Origin of the sequence: Thermogemmata fonticola (assembly GCF_013694095.1) — a bacterium.
Classification (GTDB): domain Bacteria; phylum Planctomycetota; class Planctomycetia; order Gemmatales; family Gemmataceae; genus Thermogemmata; species Thermogemmata fonticola.
The window spans coordinates 106,098-131,221 of the sequence record NZ_JACEFB010000002.1 but is presented as its reverse complement, the minus strand read 5'-3'; the positions used below and the strand labels follow the sequence as shown (position 1 = coordinate 131,221).

At 57.9% G+C, this 25,124-nt stretch carries 20 protein-coding genes; 14 read left to right on the top strand and 6 right to left on the bottom strand.

Annotated elements, in window-relative coordinates:
- Window positions 1-90 precede the first annotated feature (90 nt).
- Entirely contained in the window at window positions 91-936 is an 846-nt protein-coding gene (locus tag H0921_RS04130) for a hypothetical protein (protein ID WP_194536778.1), read from the top strand.
- 1 nt (window position 937) lies between these two features.
- On the opposite strand, the gene H0921_RS04125 is transcribed toward H0921_RS04130, so the two are convergent.
- Entirely contained in the window at window positions 938-1,336 is a 399-nt protein-coding gene (locus H0921_RS04125) for a hypothetical protein (protein WP_194536777.1), read from the bottom strand.
- Window positions 1,337-1,823: 487 nt separating this feature from the next.
- Between H0921_RS04125 and H0921_RS04120 the strand changes: the two genes are divergently transcribed.
- Both H0921_RS04120 and H0921_RS04115 read left to right on the top strand, forming a co-directional pair.
- Window positions 1,824-3,125, top strand: coding sequence for a DUF1501 domain-containing protein (locus tag H0921_RS04120; protein ID WP_194536776.1), 1,302 nt, complete (start codon window positions 1,824-1,826; stop codon window positions 3,123-3,125).
- 505 nt (window positions 3,126-3,630) lie between these two features.
- On the top strand, window positions 3,631-5,211 hold the full coding sequence (locus H0921_RS04115; RefSeq protein WP_194536775.1) for a serine hydrolase: 1,581 nt from the start codon (window positions 3,631-3,633) through the stop codon (window positions 5,209-5,211).
- 54 nt (window positions 5,212-5,265) lie between these two features.
- On the opposite strand, the gene H0921_RS04110 is transcribed toward H0921_RS04115, so the two are convergent.
- Both H0921_RS04110 and H0921_RS04105 read right to left on the bottom strand, forming a co-directional pair.
- Window positions 5,266-6,450 carry a glycosyltransferase family 87 protein gene (locus tag H0921_RS04110; RefSeq protein WP_194536774.1) on the bottom strand — a complete coding sequence of 395 codons (1,185 nt, stop codon included), beginning with the start codon at window positions 6,448-6,450 and terminating at the stop codon, window positions 5,266-5,268.
- Between the two features lie 212 nt (window positions 6,451-6,662).
- Window positions 6,663-7,877: an iron-containing alcohol dehydrogenase gene (locus tag H0921_RS04105; RefSeq protein ID WP_194536773.1), complete on the bottom strand. Its 1,215-nt coding sequence runs from the start codon at window positions 7,875-7,877 to the stop codon at window positions 6,663-6,665.
- Between the two features lie 418 nt (window positions 7,878-8,295).
- Between H0921_RS04105 and mog the strand changes: the two genes are divergently transcribed.
- Both mog and H0921_RS04095 read left to right on the top strand, forming a co-directional pair.
- Window positions 8,296-8,817 (top strand): molybdopterin adenylyltransferase, encoded by a 522-nt coding sequence (gene mog, locus H0921_RS04100; RefSeq protein WP_194536772.1) that lies wholly within the window; start codon window positions 8,296-8,298, stop codon window positions 8,815-8,817.
- Between the two features lie 33 nt (window positions 8,818-8,850).
- Entirely contained in the window at window positions 8,851-9,783 is a 933-nt protein-coding gene (locus tag H0921_RS04095; RefSeq protein WP_194536771.1) for a prenyltransferase/squalene oxidase repeat-containing protein, read from the top strand.
- An 81-nt stretch (window positions 9,784-9,864) separates the two neighbouring features.
- Here the strand turns inward: H0921_RS04095 and H0921_RS04090 are convergent, their stop codons facing one another.
- On the bottom strand, window positions 9,865-10,572 hold the full coding sequence (locus tag H0921_RS04090; RefSeq protein ID WP_194536770.1) for a hypothetical protein: 708 nt from the start codon (window positions 10,570-10,572) through the stop codon (window positions 9,865-9,867).
- Window positions 10,573-11,241: 669 nt separating this feature from the next.
- Here H0921_RS04090 and H0921_RS04085 point away from each other — a divergent pair.
- Both H0921_RS04085 and H0921_RS04080 read left to right on the top strand, forming a co-directional pair.
- On the top strand, window positions 11,242-11,685 hold the full coding sequence (locus H0921_RS04085) for a TraR/DksA family transcriptional regulator (protein WP_194536769.1): 444 nt from the start codon (window positions 11,242-11,244) through the stop codon (window positions 11,683-11,685).
- Window positions 11,686-11,971: 286 nt separating this feature from the next.
- Entirely contained in the window at window positions 11,972-13,120 is a 1,149-nt protein-coding gene (locus tag H0921_RS04080) for a S1C family serine protease (protein ID WP_228498987.1), read from the top strand.
- Between the two features lie 16 nt (window positions 13,121-13,136).
- On the opposite strand, the gene H0921_RS04075 is transcribed toward H0921_RS04080, so the two are convergent.
- Window positions 13,137-14,501 carry a dicarboxylate/amino acid:cation symporter gene (locus H0921_RS04075; protein WP_194536768.1) on the bottom strand — a complete coding sequence of 455 codons (1,365 nt, stop codon included), beginning with the start codon at window positions 14,499-14,501 and terminating at the stop codon, window positions 13,137-13,139.
- A gap of 129 nt (window positions 14,502-14,630) precedes the next feature.
- Between H0921_RS04075 and H0921_RS04070 the strand changes: the two genes are divergently transcribed.
- From H0921_RS04070 to H0921_RS04040, 7 genes are all read left to right on the top strand, one after another.
- Window positions 14,631-16,214: an N-acyl-D-amino-acid deacylase family protein gene (locus H0921_RS04070; protein ID WP_194536767.1), complete on the top strand. Its 1,584-nt coding sequence runs from the start codon at window positions 14,631-14,633 to the stop codon at window positions 16,212-16,214.
- Window positions 16,215-16,418: 204 nt separating this feature from the next.
- Window positions 16,419-17,330, top strand: a complete 912-nt coding sequence (locus H0921_RS04065) for a polysaccharide biosynthesis/export family protein (RefSeq protein ID WP_194536766.1) — start codon at window positions 16,419-16,421, stop codon at window positions 17,328-17,330.
- 80 nt (window positions 17,331-17,410) lie between these two features.
- Window positions 17,411-17,926, top strand: coding sequence for a hypothetical protein (locus tag H0921_RS04060; RefSeq protein WP_194536765.1), 516 nt, complete (start codon window positions 17,411-17,413; stop codon window positions 17,924-17,926).
- 81 nt (window positions 17,927-18,007) lie between these two features.
- A complete protein-coding gene (locus H0921_RS04055; RefSeq protein WP_194536764.1) occupies window positions 18,008-19,189 on the top strand; it encodes a hypothetical protein in 1,182 nt (393 codons plus the stop codon).
- Between the two features lie 325 nt (window positions 19,190-19,514).
- Entirely contained in the window at window positions 19,515-19,862 is a 348-nt protein-coding gene (locus tag H0921_RS04050) for a P-II family nitrogen regulator (RefSeq protein WP_194536763.1), read from the top strand.
- Window positions 19,863-20,195: 333 nt separating this feature from the next.
- On the top strand, window positions 20,196-22,088 hold the full coding sequence (locus H0921_RS04045; RefSeq protein ID WP_194536762.1) for a redoxin domain-containing protein: 1,893 nt from the start codon (window positions 20,196-20,198) through the stop codon (window positions 22,086-22,088).
- A 169-nt stretch (window positions 22,089-22,257) separates the two neighbouring features.
- A complete protein-coding gene (locus tag H0921_RS04040; RefSeq protein WP_194536761.1) occupies window positions 22,258-23,718 on the top strand; it encodes an aldehyde dehydrogenase family protein in 1,461 nt (486 codons plus the stop codon).
- Window positions 23,719-23,799: 81 nt separating this feature from the next.
- Here H0921_RS04040 and H0921_RS04035 read toward each other — a convergent pair whose 3' ends face one another.
- A complete protein-coding gene (locus H0921_RS04035) occupies window positions 23,800-25,098 on the bottom strand; it encodes a putative sugar nucleotidyl transferase (RefSeq protein WP_194536760.1) in 1,299 nt (432 codons plus the stop codon).
- Window positions 25,099-25,124: the final 26 nt, after the last annotated feature.

Genomic DNA, 25,124 nt, shown 5'->3' with positions numbered 1-25,124 from the left:
ATGGGAGTTCCATGGGAAGAGTTGGTGGGGACCCTCCTCTCCGTTTCCAACCCTCCTCCCTTCGCATCCCTGAGAGAATGAGCGTTGCAGATGAATAGCAAGACGGGTATTCTGGATCGGTCACGTGTCTATTTCTCCCCTTGGGTGGGGATTTTGTGGTTGGCGCTGCCGTTTGGCGAGGCGAAGGCAGAGGATGAAAAGCGGATACGCCCCAACGTACTTCATCCTGCTGCTTTTCCACGCGCGGCCTTGGAGTTGGACAGGAATTCTGTTGACGTGGGTTTGGTCCTTCCCTTGGGGAATGCCGCTCCTCCTCAAGCTATTGGCCAGAACCGGCATTACATGATTCTCTTCGGCGGTCAGGCGATCCCTTTCCGACCGCGTACGGCACATACATGGGCCATTTTTGCCAAGGCCAGCCGGCAGGCAGATGGTACCCTGGCCGTCGAATGGTTCACAATCAGTTGGCTTCCAGCCGAAGGACCCGTCCGGCCCCTGCGCCTGTGGCCTCAGCCGGGGAAAAACTATACGCTTGAGGAAACGATGCAGCGGGCTGCGGAGCAGAAGGACCGCATCTCGATGTGGGGACCTTACGAAATCTCGGCCTTACGCTATGAGCTAGCCCGGCAATGGTTTTTCCAACTTAATTCCGGCCAAGTTCGCTATCGTGTATTAGATACGCTTTGGTACAACCCACGGATCGCCCATTGCGTCCATGCCGTCACTTACGCGGATCCCGATCTGTACCGCCGGATTCAGCCGGTGGTACGTGTGGGGGAACCGGGCACTAGCCGACTCGCGATGATGTACGTCCGCGCCGGCGCATTTCTCCAGCCGGAAATTACTCACGATTGGCTCATACCTGTCATCGGCTTGGACCGCTACCCTTTTGTCCGCCGGCTTCCGGGAGAGCGGATTCCCCGCGAATTCCGCTAGGTCACTTCTTCCCTTCTACCGTGACTACCTTTTGACTGTTGAGTATCCCTTGTACCTGTTGGACCACCTGCAACGCTTCCTCTTTGGTGGAATACCCCACCACACCGATGGCCAGGGATTTCCCTTGAGCATTTTTGATGCGGAACCGCCAGCCATCTTTGGCCTGGTAGACCTCAACGACTCCACCACTCGCTCCTGCCTTCCCCACCTCCTTGGTCTGGCCGGGTTCCCTTATGGTGGCAGGTGCTTTGCTTCCATTCTCTTTTTTCTCCACCTTCTGCTTGTCTTTCTGACCCGCGGATGCAGCCTGAGCCAACACCTCCGCTGGCGCGCCTGCCTTCAGCAAAAGGCAGAGACCTACCCCCGCGAGCACTCCCATCAGGTAACGTGTTGGGCGCATAACAACCTCCAGAAACTGTGTTCAGCTCACTGCGGCCCAAGTCGGACCAGCCTGGCCAACCATCTGATTAGGTCTCACAAGCGGGACAGTCGCACATCATAGTAAAAACTTTTCCCTCTTCCAAGCCAAAGCAACCTGGATATCTGCTGACATACATAAGAATCGAAGATCGGGTGGCAAAACCAGGCAGAGGAATTCAGCCTGCGGTGGTTTGGCATGCCCTCTGGCCAATTCCCTGAGCAAGACAAACAAGAGCTTGAGGTCCATTTCTTGATCAGACTTGTCGGCTACGGAGGAGTTTTTTCGGAACTTGGGCGGGGGATTGGCGTCATAGTCTATAGCAGCGGCAAATGAGGGGGAAGAGGTTCCCCTCGACGAGCACGGTGACGTTTCCCAAAGCTGTGCTAGGTTAATGTATCCGCTGTTTGAGTGAGGATGTGGATAACGCGGTAGCACCCCGATTGTTGTGTGACACGGAGCCTTTGCCATGTTCGGAATCACAGATCGCCGCCATTTTCTGCAACACAGTATTGCCTCTGCGGGCTTGACACTGCCGGGGCTGGAGTTTCTGGCTAAAGTTCGGGCCGCGGCTCCAGAAATGCGGAAAAAGCAGAAAAGCCTCATCATCCTCTGGATGGCCGGTGGACCGCCGACGATTGACATGTTCGACATGAAGCCGGGCAGCCCCAATGGCGGCCCTCATAAGCCGATCAACACCGTGGTCAGCGGCATCCAGATTTCGGAATATCTGCCCAAATTGGCGAAAGTCTTCAATCACTTGTCGATCATCCGCTCGCTCAACTCCCGCGAAGGGGATCATGATCGCGGCACCTACATAATGAACACCGGTCGGCAGCGCAATCCGCTTCTGGACTATCCTTCTATCGGCTCCGTGCTCGCTTACTATCAGGCGATGGATATTGAGGCGATGCGGAACGCCGATCTGCCCGCTTTCATTTCCGTTGGCGGACCGCGAGGCGGCGCTGGCTTTTTGGGCATGCGCTACGCTCCGTTCAACATACAGAATCCGGGTCAGCCGCCGGAGAATGTGAACTCCCCGGTGGATGATGGGCGCACAGCTCGCCGGGCTGCCTTGTTTGCGCGTATCGAAAATGGTTTCACCACCAACGTCCCCGGCGATGCTGCGACCGCTCACCGCGAGGTATACGAGAAAGCCCTCAACATGGTGGTCTCCACCCGCAAGGATGTTTTCAGTCTCGACAAGGAAATTGATGGCAAGCCGATCGACCCGAAGCTGAAAGAGGAATACGGTAACACGCCCTTTGGCCGCTCTGCCTTGCTCGCTCGCAAGCTGGTGGAGGCAGGTGTGGCTTGCGTTCAGATCACTATGGGTGGCTGGGACCTCCACAACAACACCCATGCCGCGCTCACGCGCATGCTTCCGACGCTGGACTCCGCTTTTGCTACGCTGGTGAAGGACTTGTATCAGCGGGGCAAACTGCAAGACACGGTCATCGTCTGGATGGGGGATTTCGGGCGTACCCCGCGGATCAATGCCAATGCCGGGCGCGACCATTACTCCCGTGCTTGGTCCGTGGTCCTTGGCGGCGGCCTCATCAAAGGCGGAGTCGTGTATGGCGAAACGGACAAGGATGGCACCTCAGCCACCAAGGATGAAGTCGGCGTCTTGGAACTCTACGCCACCCTCTATCGCGGTTTGGGCATCGATCCCACTCCGGAAACCAACGCCAGCATCCGCGACAACATTGGCCGGCCCTACTACATCGCGGGCGAGAACCCCCGCTGGATCAAGGAACTGGTCGGCTAATGCTGCACCGCCCATGACAAGTACGCTATCAGCCAACGTGGAATAGCACCTGGGACGTGCACCCTCAGAGCAAGCAGCAGGCCGTGGTTACCACCAACCACGGCCTGCGTCATTTGAGGCACCTCTGTGTTCCCCGACACGATGGAAGGAGAAGCGATCGGATTTATGCGCCTCCCCGGCTACGCATCGAGATGGAGGCAACCAGGGGACGAACTTTCTTGGATAGAGTGGTCCGCGTGGCATTCTGTGGGGCTTACAGGACCATGGCAGCTTCCACCCCAGGAGATACAAAACAGTTGGGTGCAGGAGGCCGGCGATCGCCAGAGGACACGGTCGGTCCCCACCACGAGTGACGATAAGTTTAGACAATCGCCCCAAGCGGTGGATGGCGGTGGATTTGCTAGCCCGCAAGCAGGGAGAGCCAAGCCCAAAGCCGAGAAGCACGGCGATGATGGCGGTATCATAGGAATGGCTAATCCGGCAGTAAGCGATAGGATTTGACAAGATGGAAACAACCGGGAGAGACACGACGATGGGCAGCCGCCAGCGGAATCGATGGCTGTGGAGAACACTTTGGGCGTGCGTCTGGATCCTCTGCGGTGGTGGATCGGTGACGGCGGCCGACTTCGATCCCGCCATGCTGGACACATTGATCGAACAGGCATTGCGGGAGATGAAAGTTCCGGGCGTTGCGGTGGTGGTCGTTCGCGGTGATCAAGTCGTGTACCTGAAAGGCTTTGGCGTGCGAACCCAGGGCCAGAATCAACCGGTCACCCCACAGACACTTTTCCCGATCGCTTCATGTTCCAAGGCATTCACTTCGACCCTCGTGGCGATGTTGGTGGATCAAGGGCAGGTGAAATGGGATGACAAAGTTCGGGACCATTTGGAAATCTTTCGGCTCAACGACGAGTTGGCAGATCGCGAAGTGACCATCCGGGACTTGCTCTGCCACCGGACGGGCATGCCGCGCCATGACTTACTCTGGGCCGGCTTGACGCACAACAGTGAGGATTTGATTCGCCGCTGGGGCCGCGCCAAGCCGTCCACGTCGTTCCGAAGTACATGGGAATACACCAACGTCCCTTTCACGGTGGCCGGTCTGATTGCCGCGCGCTATCACCAAAGCGACTGGGCTGGGACCGTTCAGCGGCGCATCTTCGAGCCTTTAGGTATGCGCCACAGTACAGGCCGACGGGAATTGGCACTGGCCTGCGAGAACCGAGCCACGCCCCACTACTTTACCTTCGACAAGAAAATCCTGCCGGTCAAAGATGATGAGGTGGAACATGTGGGCGGCGCCGGAGGCATCTACTCCACAGCAGAAGACATGGGCCAGTGGCTTCGCTTTCAACTCAACGGCGGTGTCCATAATGGCCGGCGGCTGCTAGCCGAGCGCCACCTCCGTGAAACCCACACTCCGCAGATGCTCTTCCGACCAGAAGGTGTCTGGACTTACTACTTTCCCGCCGCGACGACGCGATTCACCACTTACGGCTTGGGATGGTTCGTCCATGACTACCGCGGCGTCGTGTGCGTCTCCCACGGGGGCACCCTCTCCGGCACCCGCGCTCAATGCATGCTGGTACCCGACGCGAAAATCGGCATCTGTGTCCTGGCTAACCTCCGCCCCTCGCTGCTGACGGAAGCCATTGCCCGCTCCATCCTCGATCGAATGCTGGGCCTGCCTACGTTGGACTGGATCAAAATCTGCAAAGAGCAAATGGATTATTTCGACTTCCAGAATGCCATCGCCTTCCAGAAGCGGGCCAAAGCTCGCAAACCGAACACACGACCCACACTCCCCCTGGCTGACTATTGCGGACATTACGAGCAATCCGCTTACGGGACCGCAGAAGTGATACTCCGCGAAGGACTACTCCATCTTCGCTGGGGGCGCTACCTCTTCCGCCTGGATCATTATCACTACGACACCTTCACCGCCGTTCCTATCCAGCCGGCTGAGGAAATCATCACATTTGACCGGAGCATCTTCGAGGTGCAGTTCTGGCTACGTTCCAACGGTGAAGTTGGAGGCATGACCCTCTTTGGCCAGGACTTCCAGCGGCGCAGTCGTAGCAAATGATGGAAGAACGAAGGATTCTCTGACTTACACAGAAGACCCCGCCCCAACAATCTCTCAATCGGTCTTGAGAAAAGGTAGGAATAGGCACGGGCCAAGAACGGCTGGAGCTACCCACCAAAAACCATGCAACGTGTATCCATAAACGAATGTGGCCCAGGTAACAAGAAACTGCCAGACGGTCAGGTACACCAGAAGCATGGGCCTGACTTGGTACATCCGGGCTGCTAAGGCGATCAGCGATACCAGTAACACGGGAAGGTCAAAAATCCAACCCCCATAGCCAGTAGTCAACACTGAGACAGCGACCACGATAGGTAACGCCTGCGGCCAAGACCACTTCTCCCCCCATCTCAACCGCCATAGCAATAAGGCGAGTGCCGCCAGGATGGAGGGTAGAAATTGCCAGGCCATCGATTCGGGTGCCAGATAATGCCGCAACCAGTAGCTGGCCGTCGGCAACATCCAGTCCTTGGGAGAGACAGCATAGGGTGAAGGCTCCCGCAGGGCTGTCAAGTAATGCGGCAAGACTTGGGGGTCGCTCAGATGAGCCAACGCGGTGGCCAGCAAAACCGCAGCCACGCCGGCCAACAGGGCAATGCGGCGCTGCCCGCGATGCCACACGTCCCAAATCCAGACCAGACCGAAACCGACGAGCAAATGCGGTTTGAGCACAGTCAAAGCGCCGCAGCATCCCGCCAGCCAGGGCTGCCCTCGATGCTGTCCCCAGGCAAACCCCGCCAATCCGAACAGGATCCACCCTGTATTCTGCCCATAGAGCAATAGCCAAACTGTCCCAGCAAAGCCAAGGGACAGAGGCAGAAACCACCACCACGCCGAGTCAGAAGCATAGACACGAACCAAAAGGAAGGATGCCGCCAGTACTGCCCCAAGTTGCAGTCCGTTCCATAACCAAGCTGCGAGTCGGGCCGGTAACAGCCCCCACGGGGCATACAGGGGTAAGGCAGGCGGCGGATTCCACATCATCAGAGCGATGTCCCGCTCTGGGTAAACATGCTGTTGTTCGCGCAGTTGCAATGCGGGGGCGTAAGGGTTCTCTCCTTCCAGCACCAGGCGCCCCACGGCCCAATACTGCACAAAATCCTTGGGCAATTCTGGAGACATGACGCCTCGATACACGCGAATCGCAGCGATTCCCGTTACCAGCAGCAAGAGGAAGAACAACCACCAGAGTACCCGCTTCGGAATCGGATTCCGAATCACGGCGGCTTCTGAATTCATTCGGCTTTCCTGAAACGCAACCTCAGGCACTGCACCGCCCCCTGCTGTTTCAATAACTTCTCCTGACTATTATCCCCCAGAAATCCTGAAGATGATTTGCGAAAGGCATTGGGACGGTAAAACTCCCACCCCTTTTAGCCCGAAAATCTCAGCCGCACCCGACGATTTATTGAATACTTGCCTGCCCTGGATGGTTGGGATCACTTCCGGGTTTAGTAGGCCGCCTGGTAGATCGCAAGGATCTCCTCGGCACTAGCGGGGCGGCGAGGGTTGACACGCAACAAGCGGGTAATGGCAAAGGCTTTTTCTGCAAAGGCTGGCAGCATATCCGCCTGGACGCCCACGTCCCTCAAGCGCAGAGGGATACCAATCCGGGCACGGAGTTGTGCTATCGACTCAATAGCCTGCTCTGCGGCTTCCCCTAAAGGCAGAGATTCGGACAGGGGAATACCGGATAACCACGCTCCGATCTGAGCGATTTCCCGCAGGCGAACCGGCAGATTGTAGCGCAAGACATACGGAAGCAGTAAGCCGTTACCGGCCCCGTGGGAGATATGGACCGCTCCGCCCACAGGATATTCCATAGCATGGACCAAGGCCACACCCGCATTGGAAAAGGCCAGTCCCGCCAAGGTCGCTGCCAGGGCCATCCCTTCACGGGCTTGTAAATCCTCCCCATGAGCAACAGCCGCCATCAGATAACGGCCAATCAGACGAATCGCTTCCGCCGCAAACAAGTCCGCCATGGGGTTTTTCCCTTGGTACACAGAAACTTCTCCCGGTGGTAGGGGGAAGTTGTCGTTATCTACGGCACAGTAGGCTTCAATGGCATGCGTGAGAGCATCGATCCCGGAATCCGCCGTCACCTTCGCAGGGCAAGAGACTGTCAGCAGCGGATCCACTAAAGCCACGGCGGGCCGCAAGTAGGGACTGAGGCAAGAAACCTTGATCTGGCGGCTTGTGTCCGTAAAAACGGCGGCGGCGGATACCTCGGAACCTGTACCCGCCGTCGTAGGGATGGCAATCACGGGGCGAATCGGACCCGGCACCCGGCTATCGCCGGTGTAATCCAACGGGTCCCCGCCGTGGGCTAAAAGCAATGCGGTTAGCTTGGCCGTGTCCAAGGCGCTGCCACCACCCAAGCCTACCACGACTTCAGGTTGCCATTCTCGCCCCATCGACGCGCACGAGCGGATGATTTCCAAGGGTGGTTCGGGTGTGACCTGATCAAACACAGCCAAGGAAATCCCTGCCGCTTTGGCCGCTTGTTGCACTGTCTCCGCCAGACCCGCCCGGATCACCCCGGCATCCGTCACCAGCAAAGCTCGACGCGCCCCCAACCGCCCAAAGGCTTCTGCAAACCGTTCCCCAACCACACCCCGTCCGAAAAAAACCGTCCCGGCTGACGCAAATGTCCACGACCGCATCGGCGCCCCTCCGTCTGAGCCAGCCTCACGACAGCCAAAACCTCAAACCGACCGACTCGGAAGAACCAACATCCCCGACCCATCGATGATCTTCCGAGACAGCCCTGCTGTTGGCAACCTGTCTGATCTCCGAGTAGGATAACTTTGCAAACTGTGCAACCATCGGCTTCCGCGACTCTTTGGTGGAGAGATAAAAAAGCGGCCTTGTGTTGCTCGCCGGGTAGCGACGCCGCTCGCAATTAGACTTTCGGAAGCGCAGAGATTAATATCCCAGGAAGAAAAAAAAGAGAAGCAAGCCAGCGAGAGGGCCGGAGATTATCCGAAGAGGCCCTTCTTCATCCCACGAAAGAGAGGGATCACGCATTCAGCCAGAAGAGAAGAGTCGAGCATCATCCAATGGAGGGAGAGTCCAGCATCCATGCGTATCGGCATCGTCACAATCTCGGACCGAGCCAGTCAAGGAATCTACGAGGACAAAAGCGGTCCCGCCATCGAGCAATTCTTCCGAGAGGCGTTGAGCTGTACCTGGGAACCGGTCTTCCGCCTGATTCCCGATGAGCAGGAACTGATCGAACAGACGCTCAAGCAGCTTTGCGATGAGGAAGGCTGCGCCTTGGTGGTGACGACCGGAGGTACAGGACCTGCTCCTCGTGATGTCACTCCCGAAGCTACAGAGAAGGTTTGCGATAAGCTGCTTCCCGGCTTCGGCGAGTTGATGCGTCAGGTTTCTCTCCGCTCGGTGCCCACCGCGATTCTGTCCCGACAAGTAGCTGGCATCCGCGGGCGGAGCTTGATCATCAACCTGCCCGGCAAACCCGCCGCCATTCGCGAGTGCCTCCTGGCAGTGATGCCTGCGGTTCCTTACTGTCTCGATCTGATCGGCGGGCCTTACATGACGACCCGGGAAGAGGTGGTGCGTGCTTTCCGGCCGGGAAGCTGATCTCACAACAGAAAACCTGCGAGGAGTCCGACCATGCGTCTGGTGCTGGCCTTATCCGTGGTGGTAGGCGGGTGGCTGGGGCTGTCTCTTTCGGTGCAACCGGCGCCAGACGCCCGGCAAGATCGCGAAACTACCATCCGCTGGATTTTGCAACAGGAGGTGGAACAGGGAGGCTTTCTCCTCCGGCCGCCCCCTGCAAACCTGGATGTGCTCCCGCAGCCGTCCTTGCGGGCGACTAGCGGCGCCGTGCGTGCCTTGCTCTACTTGGGAGCACCCATCCCCCACATCGACCGTCATCGGCAGTTCGTCCTTCGCTGCTACGATCCTCGCACAGGCGGTTTTGCCGAACCGGGAGGACAGCCGGATGTTCCTTTGACCAGTGTGGGGATATTGGCCGCCACAGCCTTGCAGATTCCTCCCAAAGAATATGCCAAAGCGTGGGAGTATTTGCACCGCCAAGCGAAAAGTTTCGAGGAGGTTCGGATTGCTGCTGCTGCCGTGGAAGCCGCTGGCCTTAAGAACTGCCCGTTTGATGTCCAGCCTTGGATCGCTCAGGCCCGTGAAGTGGCGGAAGAAGCCCTGAAACGCGACGCCGCTGACGGAGGCGCTCGTGATCTCGGCTCCGCTGTCGCACTGATCCTGCGACTGGGGGGCGAGTTGACAGCGGAGCAAAGCCAACGATACCTCCAAGCCCTGCGCCGAGGGCAACGGGCCGATGGCGGATGGGGAAAGGCCGGCTCCAAACACTCCGACCTCGAAACGACCTACCGGGTCATGCGAGCCTTTGTCCACCTGCGGAACAAACCCCGCGATCTGCCAGCTTTACAGCGTTTCCTCGCTGCCCAACGTTCCCCCGATGGCGCTTATGCCGTCGCCCCCGCCGAGCCTCCTTCCATGAGCGGCACCTATTACGCCGCGGCCATTCTCCACTGGCTGGAACAGTGGGAGCATCCCCCAAAAAAGTGATTGCGACAGCTCTGTGAGATTTGCTAGACCATCCACCGCGCGCTGCCTCCCGTCGCAGCCAACGACTCCCGTGGCAACCAGTTAGGTCCAGAACAAAGCGTAGGTTAGCAACCCCAGACACGTCATGGCGAATACCCCCAAGCCGCTAGATGCCATCCGTAGCCAAAGCGAGGCACCATTCTCGGCGGGTATGTCCAATTTGGAAGCACGATTTCGTAAAATCCGATCCATTTCTTCGTAGAGCGTCCGGTCCGGATGCAGCCAGCGGAGGGTCACGGTGCAACCGCTATCAAACCCTTCGATCTCACAGAGAGCTTCCCGGTCGCGATACCAGACATTTCCCCGGCGCTGAGCGGCAATACCCAATTGGGACAACGCTTGAGAAATGCACTCCTCGACGGCTCCCGGCACGACGTTGTAAATAACCCATGACTGCCGCCGTGCCAGGGATACCAAACTGAACCAGACTACCACCGCCAAAATGTACAATCCCGCCAAGACAGACCAGGTAGTTGCCTGTTGCTCCCACCCCGCTCGCAAAGCCGCAAATCCACCTTGCATCCCCGCTCGAAAATGGGATTGCAGCAGAGCCAGCAGTAACACTCCACCAAAAAGTAAAAATCCGGATAAGCCCGCCGCCAATCCTGCAAAATCCCACACTCCACTAATCACTGTCGCCCGTTGTCGCTGCCCTAAAGCCGCCACAAAACGCAAATAAACCGACAACGGCACCAGACAGATAACCGCTGCCACGCAAATGATCAGAACGTAAGGTATGCCCACACCCACTAATTTTGTCTCCGACTCAGACCTCGTGAGGATGATCTTAATCCCGACTTATTTAGGGTCATATTTACCATTTGCCAGCTCTTCTCTCAGGGAAGTGAACGTCATGATACCTTCGACAAGCGATTTGGGCAACGGCCCCCCTTAGGTTACCCTTGGGGGCAATGATGCCGGTGCTTGTGTTCACAGATTGACCGGCTTGGCCAGATTCTAAACAGATCACAGACTAATATCACTTTTCTTATAATATAGGAGGCAATTCTCTCCAAAACCCCATTATCACCTGACACCTTAACCCGTGATGAGTACGGAAAGCGGAATCAACTTCTCTGGGCTTTCGATTGGCATTGGAATTGCTGGCAATTACTGCGGAGTACGAACCGAACCGACACATGAGACTGTCCGGAATCCAACGAACATCCGTATTAGATTGTTGTCACAGTAAGACATCTGGACGACGAAATCAGCAGCGATTTGGAGGGTGCGCCGTCCCCTTAGCCCACCCCTTGACTTTCGGACAATTAGACAGCCTATACTTGAAACAGAACCAAAATCGTCCCAGAGGAGAGCGGATTCCAAGGTATTAGCAGACATCGGGTTCCGTTCCCAATGCCCTGCGACCGGGTCCATTGTCACCCAAACTCATTTTGACCGTTCCGAGGACCCTCCAACATGGCGCGCAACGATGCTTTGCTTCGGATCCATAAAAAACTGCTCGATCGGCGAGCGGAATTGTGCCGTCGTCTAGGCATGGCCTTGGACGACTTGGCTCAACATCACTCGACCGGAGGCGATACAGCCGATGCTGCGTTTGACGCGGCCAGCGAAGCGCTCGCCTCCTCCCTCGCGGAATTAGAGGCCCGCGAATTGCTCCAAGTGGAACGAGCCTTAGCGAAGCTCAAAAACGGCACCTATGGGCGCTGCGAAGGCTGTGGCTGCAAAATCCCCATCGCCCGCCTCAATGCTCTGCCTTATTGCACCCATTGCATCAAGTGCCAACGGCAATTGGAAGAAGAAGGAGAGGATGCCGGGCCACAACGTTACGATTGGTCCCGCGTCCGTGATTCCAATACCACAGAGGATATACACGTCAACCTCTCGGAATTGGATTCGTGAAACATACGCTCTGAAACATAAGGATAGAGTCTCAATTTGGGGTGTAAAATCACAGGGCGTTTCCCGATGATAGGAATGCACCCCGAAAGAGGACTCCCCTCCTCAACCCAGCCAAAAACAAGGCCCGCATGTCTTGACAGACTGCGGGCCTTGTGCGTTTTATAACGACTCGCTTTACTCGCTGAGCAGGATTGAACCTCTCTTTCTCCCTCCCTGCTGTGTGGCCTTTCGCCTTAGAGTGAATTGAGAGGTAAGTCATCAAGCATTAGAATCGAGGGTATATTCCATGTCCTCCTATCGTATTTGGCTATTGATGGGTGTCGGAGCCAGTGTGGGGCTGCTGGCAGGGCACGGGCCAGGCTCTGCTTTACCGGAACTGACTGCGGTCTCTCCCCCGTTGCCTCCTCCGCCAGGATCCTATGCTGCCACTTCCCATTCCGGTCCAGCTCCCGATGCTGCCGCGGCTCTATCGGAACGTTTCCAACAGGTGGTCCGGCTGGTGAGTCCTGCAGTGGTGGCCGTCGATGCTGTCAAGCCTCCGCCCGCGGACACAGGTACCCCTTCCAAACCGGTGGAAGAATCGGGATCAGGTGTCCTACTCCGCTGGCCCAATCAAGCGGGAACCCTTGTTGTCACCAACTACCATGTCATCGGTACTGCACCTCTTCAGCGGATTTACATCACTCTCGCGGACGGACGCATCTTTCAGCCCAGGCGGCTGTGGACCGATCCGGAATCGGATCTTGCTTTCCTGTTGCTCGACGCGACCGATTTGCCCACGGCGGAACTGGCAGACAGTGACAAAGTCCAACGCGGCCAATGGGTTTTAGCCATCGGTAGTCCGTTTGGTCTCAATCAGACAGTCACTCACGGTATCATCTCTGCGACCAATCGCGGCCAGATTCATCTCGGCTCCACCATTCGGATTAAGGAGTTTTTGCAAACGGATGCTGCCATCAATCCCGGTTCAAGCGGCGGACCCCTGCTCGATTTGGATGGCAAAGTGATTGGCATCAATACCGCCATCGCCTCAAAAAGTGGAGACAGCAGCGGTGTTTCTTTCAGTATCCCGGCGAACTTGGTCAAACGCATCGCCCGCCAGTTGTTCGAGCATGGCAAAGTCACCCGTGGTTATTTGGGCGTCCAATTGGCAGCCACGATCGAACCTGCTCACGCTCTGCGCTTGGGACTTCAACGTGTGAATGGCGCCTTGGTCGAAATCGTCCATCCGAATACCCCAGCCGCTCAGGCTGGTTTGCGGCCCGGCGACGTGATTCTCAAACTCGAAGACGTCACCCTTCGTGATCAAAACCACCTCATCAACCTTATTTCCGAACTTCCTCCGGGTCAGCGTGTCCGTCTCACCTACTGGCGCGAACGGCGCCTATCCACCACGGAAGTCACCATTGGGGAATATCGTTCTCCTCACCGTTGACACGTCTGTCTACACCTCATTCCCCTATCACCTCCGAAGCACTCGACTGGCCCGGACGATTATCATCGCCCAAGGACGGTGTATTGCGAGGGGACACCGGCGAGTCTGAAGTCGTCAGGCGTTGGATGTAGATCGCGGCCACGAGGTCTCCCAACACATTGACTGTAGTACGGCACATATCCAATAATCGATCCACACCGAGGATGAGGAAGAGATACTCCGGTGGTACCTGGACCGTTGCCAAGACTGTAGCCAGTAAAGGGATAGAGCCTCCAGGCACCCCCGCAGCTCCGACCGCTGTCATCACACTCAGTACCAAAACAAGGAGTTGTTGGGAAAGCGACAGGTCCACACCAGCAACCTGCGCCAGAAATAGAACTGTGACTCCCTCGAACAGAGCCGTACCATTCATATTCATCGTGGCTCCCAAGGGAAGCACAAAACCGGCGACGGCAGAAGAGACGCCCAATTCCGTTTGTGCGGTACGAAGGGAAGTAGGCAAAGTTGCATTGGATGAACTGGTACTGAAGGCTGTTAGAAACACGACCCGCACACGGCGGAAAAACTCCACCGGGGAGCGCCGCCCTAAAAAAGAGATCAACAAGGGAAACACTACGAACAGTTGCAACCCTAATCCGAGAAGCACCACCAATACGTACATGCCTAGCGCAACTAGCAGGCCAAAGCCGAACTGAGCCACAACGCTGAAAATGAGAGCACAAACGCCCAAAGGCGCCGCTCGTAGCGCAAAACCAATGATGGCCACCATCACTTCGCTGATGGCCTCGAACGTCGTAGTCAAGGTCTCTCTCAGACGTGAGTCGATCCGTTGCAAACCGAGGCCGAAGAGCAAGGCGAACACAATGATGGCTAACATGTTCATCTCCACGGCGGCCTGCAAAGGATTGCGTGGCACCATCTGCACCAAAGATTGGATCCCCCAATCGTTCACTTCGCTGCGTTTCTGGACCTGCTGGCCGTAGATCGCTTGCATCTGGATGACCACCGATTCTTCTACTGTCCGGCCGGGCTGGAACAGTTGCACGAGCATCAGGCCGATGGCCGCAGCCACGGAGGAGGTGAACAGAAAATATCCCATCGCCCGCACACCCAATTTCCCCAGGCGTTCCAGACCACCCAGGCGACACACCCCCGCCGCCAGCGACGTGAACACGAGGGGAACCACAGTCATCAGCAAAAGGTTCAGGAATATCCGCCCCACCGGTTCTGCAACATAACGGATCACGGCATTCAACCAGGGTTTGGCTTGCGGTGGAGCAGCGCTTTCCATTCCCCAGACGTTAGCGGCTGCCCCCAAGAGGATGCCAACGATCAATCCCATCACGATTCCCCTCTGCGGCACTGACAACTCCACCCTCATGGCCTATCCTCCCTAGGGTTTGTACCGGTGGGTAGTAGTAACACCTCGGTTTCTGCGGACGTTTTCCTAAACCCTGACGAACCATAACCTAATGGCAATGGCCCTTGCACCTTTTTTGGTAATCCTCCGATGTTCGACTACCTGTTGCGTGGCGGGCGCATTGTCGATGGCACAGGGTTGCCCTGGTTTCGAGCGGACCTCGCTATCAAAGGGGATCGCATCGCGGCGATTGGCCACTTTCCCGATGCAGCAGCACTGACTGTTCTGGATGTCACAGGGCTGGTCGTCGCGCCGGGGTTTGTGGACACGCATGTCCACGGTGACTTGGCCCTCTTGGTGGATCCCGATCATGAGCCGGCAATCCGCCAGGGAGTCACCACCTATGTCCTCGGTCAGGACGGCGTCGCCTTCGCCCCTGCCTCGGAGGCGACTTTGCAGTACATGCGGCGCTACACCGCTGGATTCAACGGCAATTTTCCTACACCTGATCACCAGTGGCATTCCGTCGCTGAGTTCCTGGAGCAGTTCCACCGCCGCTGCGCCCTCAATGTTTGCACCCTCGTCCCGAATGGCAACCTGCGGATGGAAGTGCTGGGACTCGATCCTCGTCCGGCGACACCGGCAGAGCTGGAACAGATGCGGTCCCACCTCCGCATGGCTCTGGAACAGGGAGCCGTCGGCTTGTCCAGCGGCCTGGATTATGTCCCCAGTCTTTATGCGGATGTTGACGAATTATCGGCGCTTTGCGAGGTGCTCACCGCCTATGGCGGTGTCTATGTTACGCACATGCGAGGTTATACTCCCGAAAAAGCACCGAGAGCGTTGGAAGAAGTGTTTACAATTGCCCGCCGAACGGGTTGCCCCGTTCACGTTTCCCATTTCAACTGTCTGGCTCGACAGACACTGCCTCTGTTGGAGACCGCCCGCCAACACCAGATCGATATTACCTTTGACCTGTATTGCTATCTCTACGGCAGTACGATTGTGGCGATGCTCACGCTTCCTCCGGAAGTCCTCGCGGGAGGAATCGATGCCACGTGTGAGCGTTTACGTCAGCCGGAAACCCGCCGCCAATTGGAAATTGCCTTTGCTCACCCCCGTTTTCCTATCGAGACGATCCGCCTGAGCAGCGTACCTCACCCGGACTGGCAACACTACGAAGGGTACCTGCTGGTGGATGCCTGCTGCGAAGCCTATCGCCTCACGGCCCCTCCCACCCTGCGGCAACTCGTCGATTTCACCTGCGATCTGCTCATCGCCACCGATTTGGCCGCCGGATGTGTCATCCGCCATTTTGCCCAACGCCAGGAACAGGACATACTCGAGCTGATGCGTTCCCCGTGGATGATGGCTGGGAGTGACGGGATTTTTGTGGGGAGCCGGCCGCATCCCCGCGGCTTTGGTTGTTTCGCCCGCTATCTCGGCCACCATGTGCGGCGTCAAGATTGGACGCTGGAAGAAGCGGTAAGCAAATGCGCTTGGCATGGCGCCCGGCGATTTGGTCTGGCTTACCGCGGGCAGATTCGCGAGGGCTGGTTTGCCGACCTCGCCGTCTTTGACCCGCAGGCTCTGACCGATCACGCTACTTACGATCACGGCACCGCCTTGGCCACCGGTATGCAGCATGTTTTTGTCAATGGGGAACCGGTTTTGCTTCACGGCCAGCGCACCTCGGCCCGGCCAGGACGTGCCTTGCGGCGGGGACAGGCGTGAGCTAATCGGCTTCCAGAATCCGATCGCCGCAGGTTTTTCGCATTCCGGTCAGCCAACCCTGGAGCGGGCTAGTGTTCCCTGGAGCTAGACACAGGAACTTGCCCACTTCAACTTTTCTCGTTGATCCTCGGAAAATGCTTCACTCCCTTTGCGCATCACGCCGATAACACCAGCGATGACGCGCTGAAAGCGGGAGGGTCAGTTATGCGGTGGACCGTGCTGGGCTGCGGATGGCTCCTGATCGCCGCTGGATGCCATCACGGAACCCTAGCACCGGCCGGACCCGCCGGCATGCCCATGCCGATTGCCGTCCCCCCGCCCGGAGCTGTGCCGCGGGAACTCGACAAAGTCACTCTCCCGCCTTACGTCATCGAGCCACCGGATCAGTTACTTATCGAGGTCGTCCAACGCAGTACCGTTCCCGATATCGATGAAGCGGGCAAACCCCGCTTGGGGCCTGACGGCAAGCCGATCCTGAAAACGGTCACCGAACGACTTCCCGTGCAGCCGATTTCTGGCCCGTTCCAAGTCCGGCCAGATGGCTCGGTCGGCTTAGGGTTCTGGGGGTCCGTGATTGTCGCGGGACTGACCCTGGATCAGGCTGCAGAAGCCATACGACAACATATTGTCAAAAACCCTGTGCTGCGCGAATACGGCACGGCTCCGGAAAGCATCATCGTCATCGTGGATGTTCTCGCTTACAATAGCAAGCGTTATTACATCATCTACGATGGAGCCGGCTGGGGAGAGCAGGTGATCTCATTCCCCATCACGGGAAGTGAAACGGTCCTGGATGCCATCGCCAACGTTGGCGGTTTATCGGATATTGCCAGTAAGCGCAATATCTGGGTGGCTCGCCGTACGCCGCATCCTGGCCAACCGTGGCAGATTCTCCCCGTCGATTGGGTGGGGATTACGCAGCATGGCATCTCGATCACCAATTACCAGATTCTTCCAGGGGACCGCATCTACGTCAAGGCTCAGAAACTCGTGACAATTGACCGGATGATGGCTCGATTCCTGGCACCGATTGAGCGGGCCTTTGGAGTCACACTGTTGGGTGCAGCAACAGTCAATCAGATTCAAGGGCGAGGCTTCGGCTTCGGCGGACGCTAGGACGAAATGTAACCTGGCTTCTTCAGAAGTGTATACACTGGGAGCCACCTATTAGAACGACTCTATAGAGTGATACCATCATGACACGATCTATGTGGATCATAGCCGCTGGTTTGTGCCTGAGCCATTCCTTGCAAGCCCAAACACCGCTCCAGCAGTATGGCAGCAATTTGCCCTCGATTCCCTATCTTCCCCCCTCCGGCGCGATCAATCCCTACAACCTGATGCCGAACATTTATAATCCACAAACTCAGCCATTGAGTCCTTATTTGAATTTATTGTCAGGAATCAATCCGGGAGTGAACTATTATTACGGTGTTCGTCCGGGAACGTTGGGGATGAGTGTGGGACGAGGCGGCGGTGCTCCGTTCGTGGCTCCGGGAGGTCCTCGACCTCTGTTTTTCCCGCAATTAGCGGCGGCTCCGGACCCGCTGTCCGAGCGTGTTGCGGATGGGGATCGCATCTTGCCGCCAGCCGGCCATCCGGTTGTGTTCAACAACACTCTTGGTTTCTTCCCCACGCCGTTGGCGCCAGCGGGTGGTGCGCGTCCCGCGCTCGCCGGATTGGGCGCGGCCCGGTCCGGGACACGCCGCTGACTCTGGGCAGCTCGGCCCTTGGGGTCAAGCTGGCCTGTCAGAACTTTGGCACACGCCGGAGCTTGGGGTCAGGAGGATGATATGCGCTGGCAATTGGGTGTGGGTGGAGTACTTCTCGGAGCGGTTGCTGGCTTGGGGGCCGATCCTGCGGGGGACGCCCTCGACTCCTTTCCCCCTTCGCCCCCTCGCTCGGCACGCCTGCTAGCACCGCAACTTCTCGATGCTCAGGCGAAGCCCGCTTTCTATAAGTCAGAGGTGATTCGCGCCCAAGGGGAACCTTTACCCCCCCTCGGCATGACCCCTGTGCGCCGCTCTCCGATGGCATCCCCTCCGGCTCGCCCCGTCCAATCGCCCCCCCCTGCTTGGCTCCGAGGGGTCGCTGAAGCGGAAAGCGTCCTGCCCACCGCTGCTTCCGTACCATCCGTTTCCCCTGATCCTCACACCACTTCCGAAGCTCAGTCCGGCTGGACCAACGGAAGCAATCCTCAACCGCCCGCCGTCCGACTGTTTTCCAAACCCGCTTTTCTGGCAACTGGGACAACAAACGCCGCAGCGACGCCTCCCCCCTCCGCTCAAACTCCTTTCCGAGGCACCAACACCCAAGGGGCTACAATCTACGCTGGTCCGCCAGCTTATCGCTGGTACGGCTACGGAGCAGCCACTCCCCCCGCTTTTCTGGTACAATCCCACGGCCAATATCCCAGGGCTTCCGCCGACTGGTATCACATCACGGGAGCCACGGCGGGAGCCTTTCCTATGCCCGTGCTCGCTGCGCCGTCGCCGACGGATTCGCTCCCTGCGGCAAGCGGCAACTCTCGTTCCCAGCCACTCCCTACTCTGTCCGTCTCTCAGCAGGGGACACAGCCAGTGCCGCCTGCCGGCACACTCCCGCCCCCTGTACAGCCCACACCGCCGATATTCCAGCCCTCGCGGAGTATACCGAGTGTTCATCATTCGATTCAGGGATGGCCTGCGTCAGCGGTGCTGCCTGCTATGTCCAGTCATGATTCCTCGCCGTCAGCTCCAGTGGCACCACTGCCTCTCGCGACATCTGCCGCTGTCCCGGCCATTGTTCAAACTCCAGCCCTGCCGGAGGCGTCTCACCTTCCGCTAGCGATGGAGGGAGTAGCTACCCCTTCACACTTGCCATTCTCGCCGCCGGTTCAGGAATCTCCACCAACGTCGCCCCCGGAACATTCACCTTGGAAGCCTGCCGCAGTGCGCCGCTCAGTCAGAGGAGTTGGTTTGTACCCCCTTCCCTGACCGTGACGATCCAGATGAACATCCCAACCAGACCCTACGGCATGCGCCCCGCCTAGACCGCTGAGCATTCATTAAACTTCGCGCCCTGCTGGATGGCACGACGGGCAGCGGGACTAATCCGCGATTGGAAACTTTCTGGGTCAGTCTCCAACGGCGCGCCATCGCGTGGGAATCACGACACCTCGCTGAGATCGAACTACGGGAACGCCTGATGTCCTTCCTTCCGCAGCCCACACCCGGCCTTCTCGACTTTCATATAATCACTGGATGAAACTCGCTTCGCCGCAAAATCGCCGAGCGTTTGTCCCGACTTGACAATCTCCCTATGAAGCTCATCATCGCCATCATTCCGCCGGATAAGCTCGATGCCGTAAAAGCGGCGCTCAATCAGGTCGAGGTGTTCCGCCTGACCATTCTCGATGTCCTCGGTTTCGGCCGACAGAAGGGTCAAACGGAAATCTACCGCGGTCACGAACTGACCATCAACATGCTCCGCAAGGTGCAACTTCAGATCGCCGTCAACGAAGACTTTGTCGAACCCACCGTCCAAGCCATTATCTCCGCGGCTCGCACCGGTCCCGAAGGACGCATCGGCGATGGGAAAATCTTCATTCTGCCCCTCGAAGACTGCATCCGAATCCGCACTGGGGAACGCGGCCCTGAGGCGATCTGACGCCCGTTCCCTTGCTCACCTGGATCACTTCCTTTGACGAGACGCCTTCGCAGCCAGTGCCTCACATCAGGATATTTGACAATACTTCGATCTTGATACATAATATCACATATACTCAGGAATACATCACGAAGTACATCAGGATTCCAACATAAGATTCCGGACTTTCTCGCGGAAAGGAAAAAGCGAACTCATGCTGGCTAAGCGAGGCGACTTGCTATCTCTACACTCCTGAGCCTTATCTCCCTCAGGAAAGGCCGGCTTCCCATCAATCTCCCTCGCCATGTTTGCCGAAGAGAAAAAAGGCCCAGTATTCTGCATGGAGGGCAGCGGATGGAAACCCAGCGGAAATTGAAGGGGCAAGGCACAAGGACGCTGATGTTGGCGGCGACGATGCTGCTGACGGCAGTGATGGCCCACTCGGCATCGGGGCAGCCCCCCGCACTCAGCGTCGAGGAGGCACTCCGGCGGCAGCCGAAATATCCGGGATTGCTGATCTCCACGCCCCCTGCGGAGCAGTGGAAAACGTGTAAGGTGGAACCGATTCTGAACCCGAAGGATGGGCGAACTCCCCTGGGGTACGTTGTGCGTGACTCCGCAGGCCTGCCTCTGCGTCAATTTGTCAGCTACGACAATCAAAGCTACAACATTGTGGCATATTATTACAACGGTGTGGAAGCATTTCGGGAGGTTTACCCCACGCGAACCACAGAGCCGGTGCAATACCGCTGGTTGGGTCCTAATGGCAGCAAATGGGGACTGGACCGCAATCGCGACGGCCTAGTCGATGAGTGGGTCGTCCTGTCTCCTGAGGAGTTGTCCCAGGAACTTCTGCAAGCGATCCTGACGCGTGACAGTCGACGGGCCGAAGCCTTAGCCCTTAACAAATCCAATCTCGATTACCTGGGAATGCCAGCCGATAAAGCGGGGCCACTTTTGGAACGAGCGGCACGAGTCGGCCAACGCGTGCTAGAGGCCGCAGAGCAACTGAAACTTTCCCCACAAACACGCTGGGGCCATCTTGAATTAGCCCCGCCTCAAACTATCCCCGGCGACACCTGGAATCTGCGCGATGACTGGATCACGCACAAGCAAGCCATGCTCCTCGTTTACGACGGTGAGACCGCACGGTTTTTGCCTCTGGGTGAAATGGTTTTAGTCGGACGGGCCTGGAAGCTAATCGATGGCCCCTCCCTCGGCCAAATGTCGACCACGTCCCAGGGACCGGTCATAACCGATGCCATTAAAGACCTTGTGGCTCAACTCCACGAAATCGATCAGCAAACTCCCACCCCCCCCACGGCCGAGGCGTTGGCCAGCCACAATGCTCAGCGGGTCAAGGTCCTGGAGCAAATCCTGGCGAAGCTTCCCGAAGGCCCGCAACAGGAACCGTGGCTACGTTTGCTCATTGACAGCTTGGGAGGTGCCGCCGAAGGGGATAAGGCTGATGGTTCCTATCTGGTTCGCTTACGGCAGTTGAAAGAACGATTGCACCAGGCCTCATCCCCTCTGGCCGCCCATGCGGCATTCCGGCTCCTGCTGGCCGAGAACAGCTTGGCCCTGCGCAGCGCTTCTCCCGAAAGTTTCGCCGCTGTGCAGGAGAAGTGGCGCAAAGCCTTGGAAGAGTTTGCCACAACGTATCCGGATAGCGAGGATGCACCGGAAGCGGTTTTGCGCTTGGCTATGGCCTTGGAGTTTACACCCCAAGGCGAATCCAAGGCCAGGGAATGGTATACGGTATTGACCACGCGCTATCGTCAGCATTCCCATGCCGCCAAGGCCGCCGGCGCCATTCGCCGCTTGGAAAGCGTGGGTAAACCGCTGAGTCTCACCGGCTCTCTCTTGGGCAACGGACAGACCTTCGACACTAGCAGTTTGCGCGATAAAGCCGTCATCGTGTATTACACGGCAAGCTGGAGCAGTACCTTGGCTGAGGATGCACGCAAACTGCAATCCTTGCTCCGGGACTACGGTCCGAAGGGACTCGAACTGGTCGTGATCAGCGTCGATGATGATGCCAAGGCCGCCGCCGAAGCTCTAACAGCCCACAAAATGCCCGGCATCCATCTCTTCGCTCCCGGAGGACTGGATAAAAGTCCCCTGGCCAATGCCTACGGGATACTTGTCGTGCCGCACATCCTCGTTACGGACAAGAAAGGGATCATCATCAATCGCGCCGCTCAGATGGCCACCTTGGAGGAGGACCTCAAGAAGGCGACACAATAGTCTAGAACTGGAATCATCAGCTTGGCCACCCACTTCGACTGAATCGTCAGGATCTAGCGATCCACTTCCGGCGTTCAGGGAACCCAGCGGCGTGCTGATCAGACACGGCTTTATGCTCACAATCTCCCTACAAAAACGGAAGTGGGAATCCCTATAATCCCTTGACTCCATGACAATGCCCCTAGAACGCGAAGCCTCCGCCGCGCGGTCGGCCCTGCCGAGTTGGAGCGGTAAAACCGTCTCACAACGGTTGCAGTTCATTCGCCGCTTGAGAGAACAACTCATTTGTCAGCGGGAGCGTCTCTGGCAGGCCGCTTACGATGATGTCCAGCGATCACCCCAGGAAGTTTTAGCTTCCGAATTGCTTCCTATTGCCAGCGCCTTGAAGTTTCTGGAACGGCATGCTCGGCGTATCTTGGCCCCCCGCAAAGTTTCGCTTTGGGATCGGCCGCTCTGGCTTTGGGGTTGTCGTGATGTTGTCCATCGCCGGCCTTGGGGTGTCGTGGGCATCATCGGTACGTGGAATTATCCTCTGTTTCTCAACATCGTACCCATCGCGCAAGCTCTGACAGCGGGGAATAGCGTCCTCTGGAAACCGAGCGAGCAGGCGCCGCGCTGCGCGCAGGCCATCGGACAAGTGTTCCAGCAAGCGGGGTTGGATCGCGATGTTCTGCAGATACTCCCGGCTACTCGCGAAGCAGGACCTCAATTGGCGGAAGCGGATATCGACTATCTCCTCTTCACCGGTTCCGAAGCGGTGGGGCGCCGCTTGGCCAGCCGTTTGGGGGAACGTCTGATTCCTTCGACGCTGGAGCTATCCGGCTGCGATCCGATGTGGGTCCTGGCCGACGCTGACATCGCCCTCGCTGTTCAAGCGGCTTGGTTTGGGATGACCTTCAATCGCGGCCAAACGTGCATCGCTGTACGGCGTATTCTGGTACAACGTTCCATTGCGGAGGCGTTTCATACCGCCCTGCAATCGTGGCTGGCCCGCGTCAAGCGGTCTTCCCCCCTCGCTCTCCAAACGCCGGCCCAAGAGGAGCAGTTTCACCGCCTGCTTGCCGATGCGGTGGAGAAAGGTGCCACCCCCCTCTTCGTTCCCAGCTCGGAAGCCGCTCCTGGCTGCCGGCCGACATTCCTCTGGAACACACCCGCTGAGGCCGCGGTGATGCGGGAACCGTGTTTTGCTCCCCTGGCTGCGATTGCCGTTTTCGACACAGTGGAGCAAGCCTTGGCTCTGACCCGGCAATGCCCCTCCGCTCTAGCAGCTTCCATCTTCACGAAGGACATGGCACTCGCACAGCATCTGGCAGCTCAACTGCCGGCGGGTTATGTGACGGTCAATGACGTCTTGGCTCCGACAGCTCATCCGGCCACACCCTTCGGCGGACGAGGCGCTAGCGGATGGGGCGTCACTCAAGGGCCGGAGGGATTGCTAAGTTTGACTGTGCCTCAAGTCGTATCGGTTCGCCGCGGTCGATTCCGCCCCCACTATGAGGAGGCCGTCCTGCCGCTTTCCTCTTCGACACATCAGATTCTGGAAGGCATGCTCCGCTGCGGGTATTCCCGAAGCTGGCGGGAGCGCTGGCGCGGGTTGAGGCAACTGCTCCGCGGCTTGTTCCGCCGCTGACTGATTATCTCCGGCCATCCAGGTCGCCGACGTTATGGAACTCCTCCGTTTATCCCCGCTGAGACTGCTTTCCCACGGTTCTCAGGCGGACTTTCGCATCGGGATGACAGTCGGTGTTTCAGACGGGCCATTGGTTGTCGGGGCCTCGGCTGTTTCAAAGACATACGAGGCGAGAGAGCGATATAGGTGTTCCCCTTCCGCCGTCAGAGTGAAACCCCGCCGCTGCATGACGATCCGGGCAGTTGCCAGTAAACGGTCCACATTTCGGAGCATTTTCAATCCGGCTTCACTGGCGCGATGAAATGCCGGAATGAAGCGGGGAGCAAAACTCGACATTGGCAGGACCTGGGCAAACGGACCCACCACAGTACCCGCATCGAGCAAGACGCCCAACCCAGTTTTGGCATGATCCCCGATGAAGGCCCCCACTTTCCGCCGATCTGTACAAATCTCTTTTCCTTGCAGAGGCACAGTCACGGGTGCATAGTCACAGCGCAGATCGCTGGTGTGCGTCCCAGCAGCCAAGTTGACCCAAGCGCCCACGTAACTGTGGCCGAGAAAACCTTCATGATATTTGTTGGTGTAGCCGATCACGATGCTGTTCTCCACTTCTCCGCCGATGCGGCAGTGGGGACCAATCGTTGTTCCACCTCGGATTTTCGCGCCGTAGAGGATGCTTCCGGCTCCGATGGCGCAGGGGCCTTCGATGCGGCTGAAGGCTTGCACGCAAACCCCCGCTTCCAGCACCACGGGTCCGGGTCGTGTATCGATCACCACTTGGGGTTCGATCTCGGCCGTCGGATGAACGTAGAGCCATTCACTTGGACCCAAAACGGTAACATGGCGGGATGCTTCCGGCCACCAATGGCCATAATCGCCTTCTGCGATATCCCGTGCGATTTCCGCACCATTGCAATCCAGCAACTCCCAGAGATAGGTGATGATCCGACCCGTCGCTGTTTGGGCCGGCCATTGCCTCCACCATTGCGGCGAGGCGAAACTGCCTTCTTCCAGCCAAGCCGCCAACTGCTCCGGCTCCAGCCAGGCATAAGTCCATTCATCGCCCAGCCACGCCACGAAGGGGCCGCCTTCCGTCTTGATGCGGACATGCCCTCCTGGCGGCAGCCATCGTCCATTGACCAGTAAGGTGGGAGCACGTTGCAACCATTGGGCATCATTGATCGCTTCCGCACAACCTTGGGACCGCAACCATTCGGCCACGTGAGACCGGCACCAGTATCCCACTTCCGTGGCCGACAGATAGCGCTGCTGTTTGGCCGCCAGCGTCGTGATGCCGCAGACCAGGTGACCGACAGGACGTGTCGCCACTAGCGGTTCCAAAGCTGCCACTCGTTCATCTTCGACCAGACACACACGCATCGCTTCCGCCCTCCCATCAGGACACG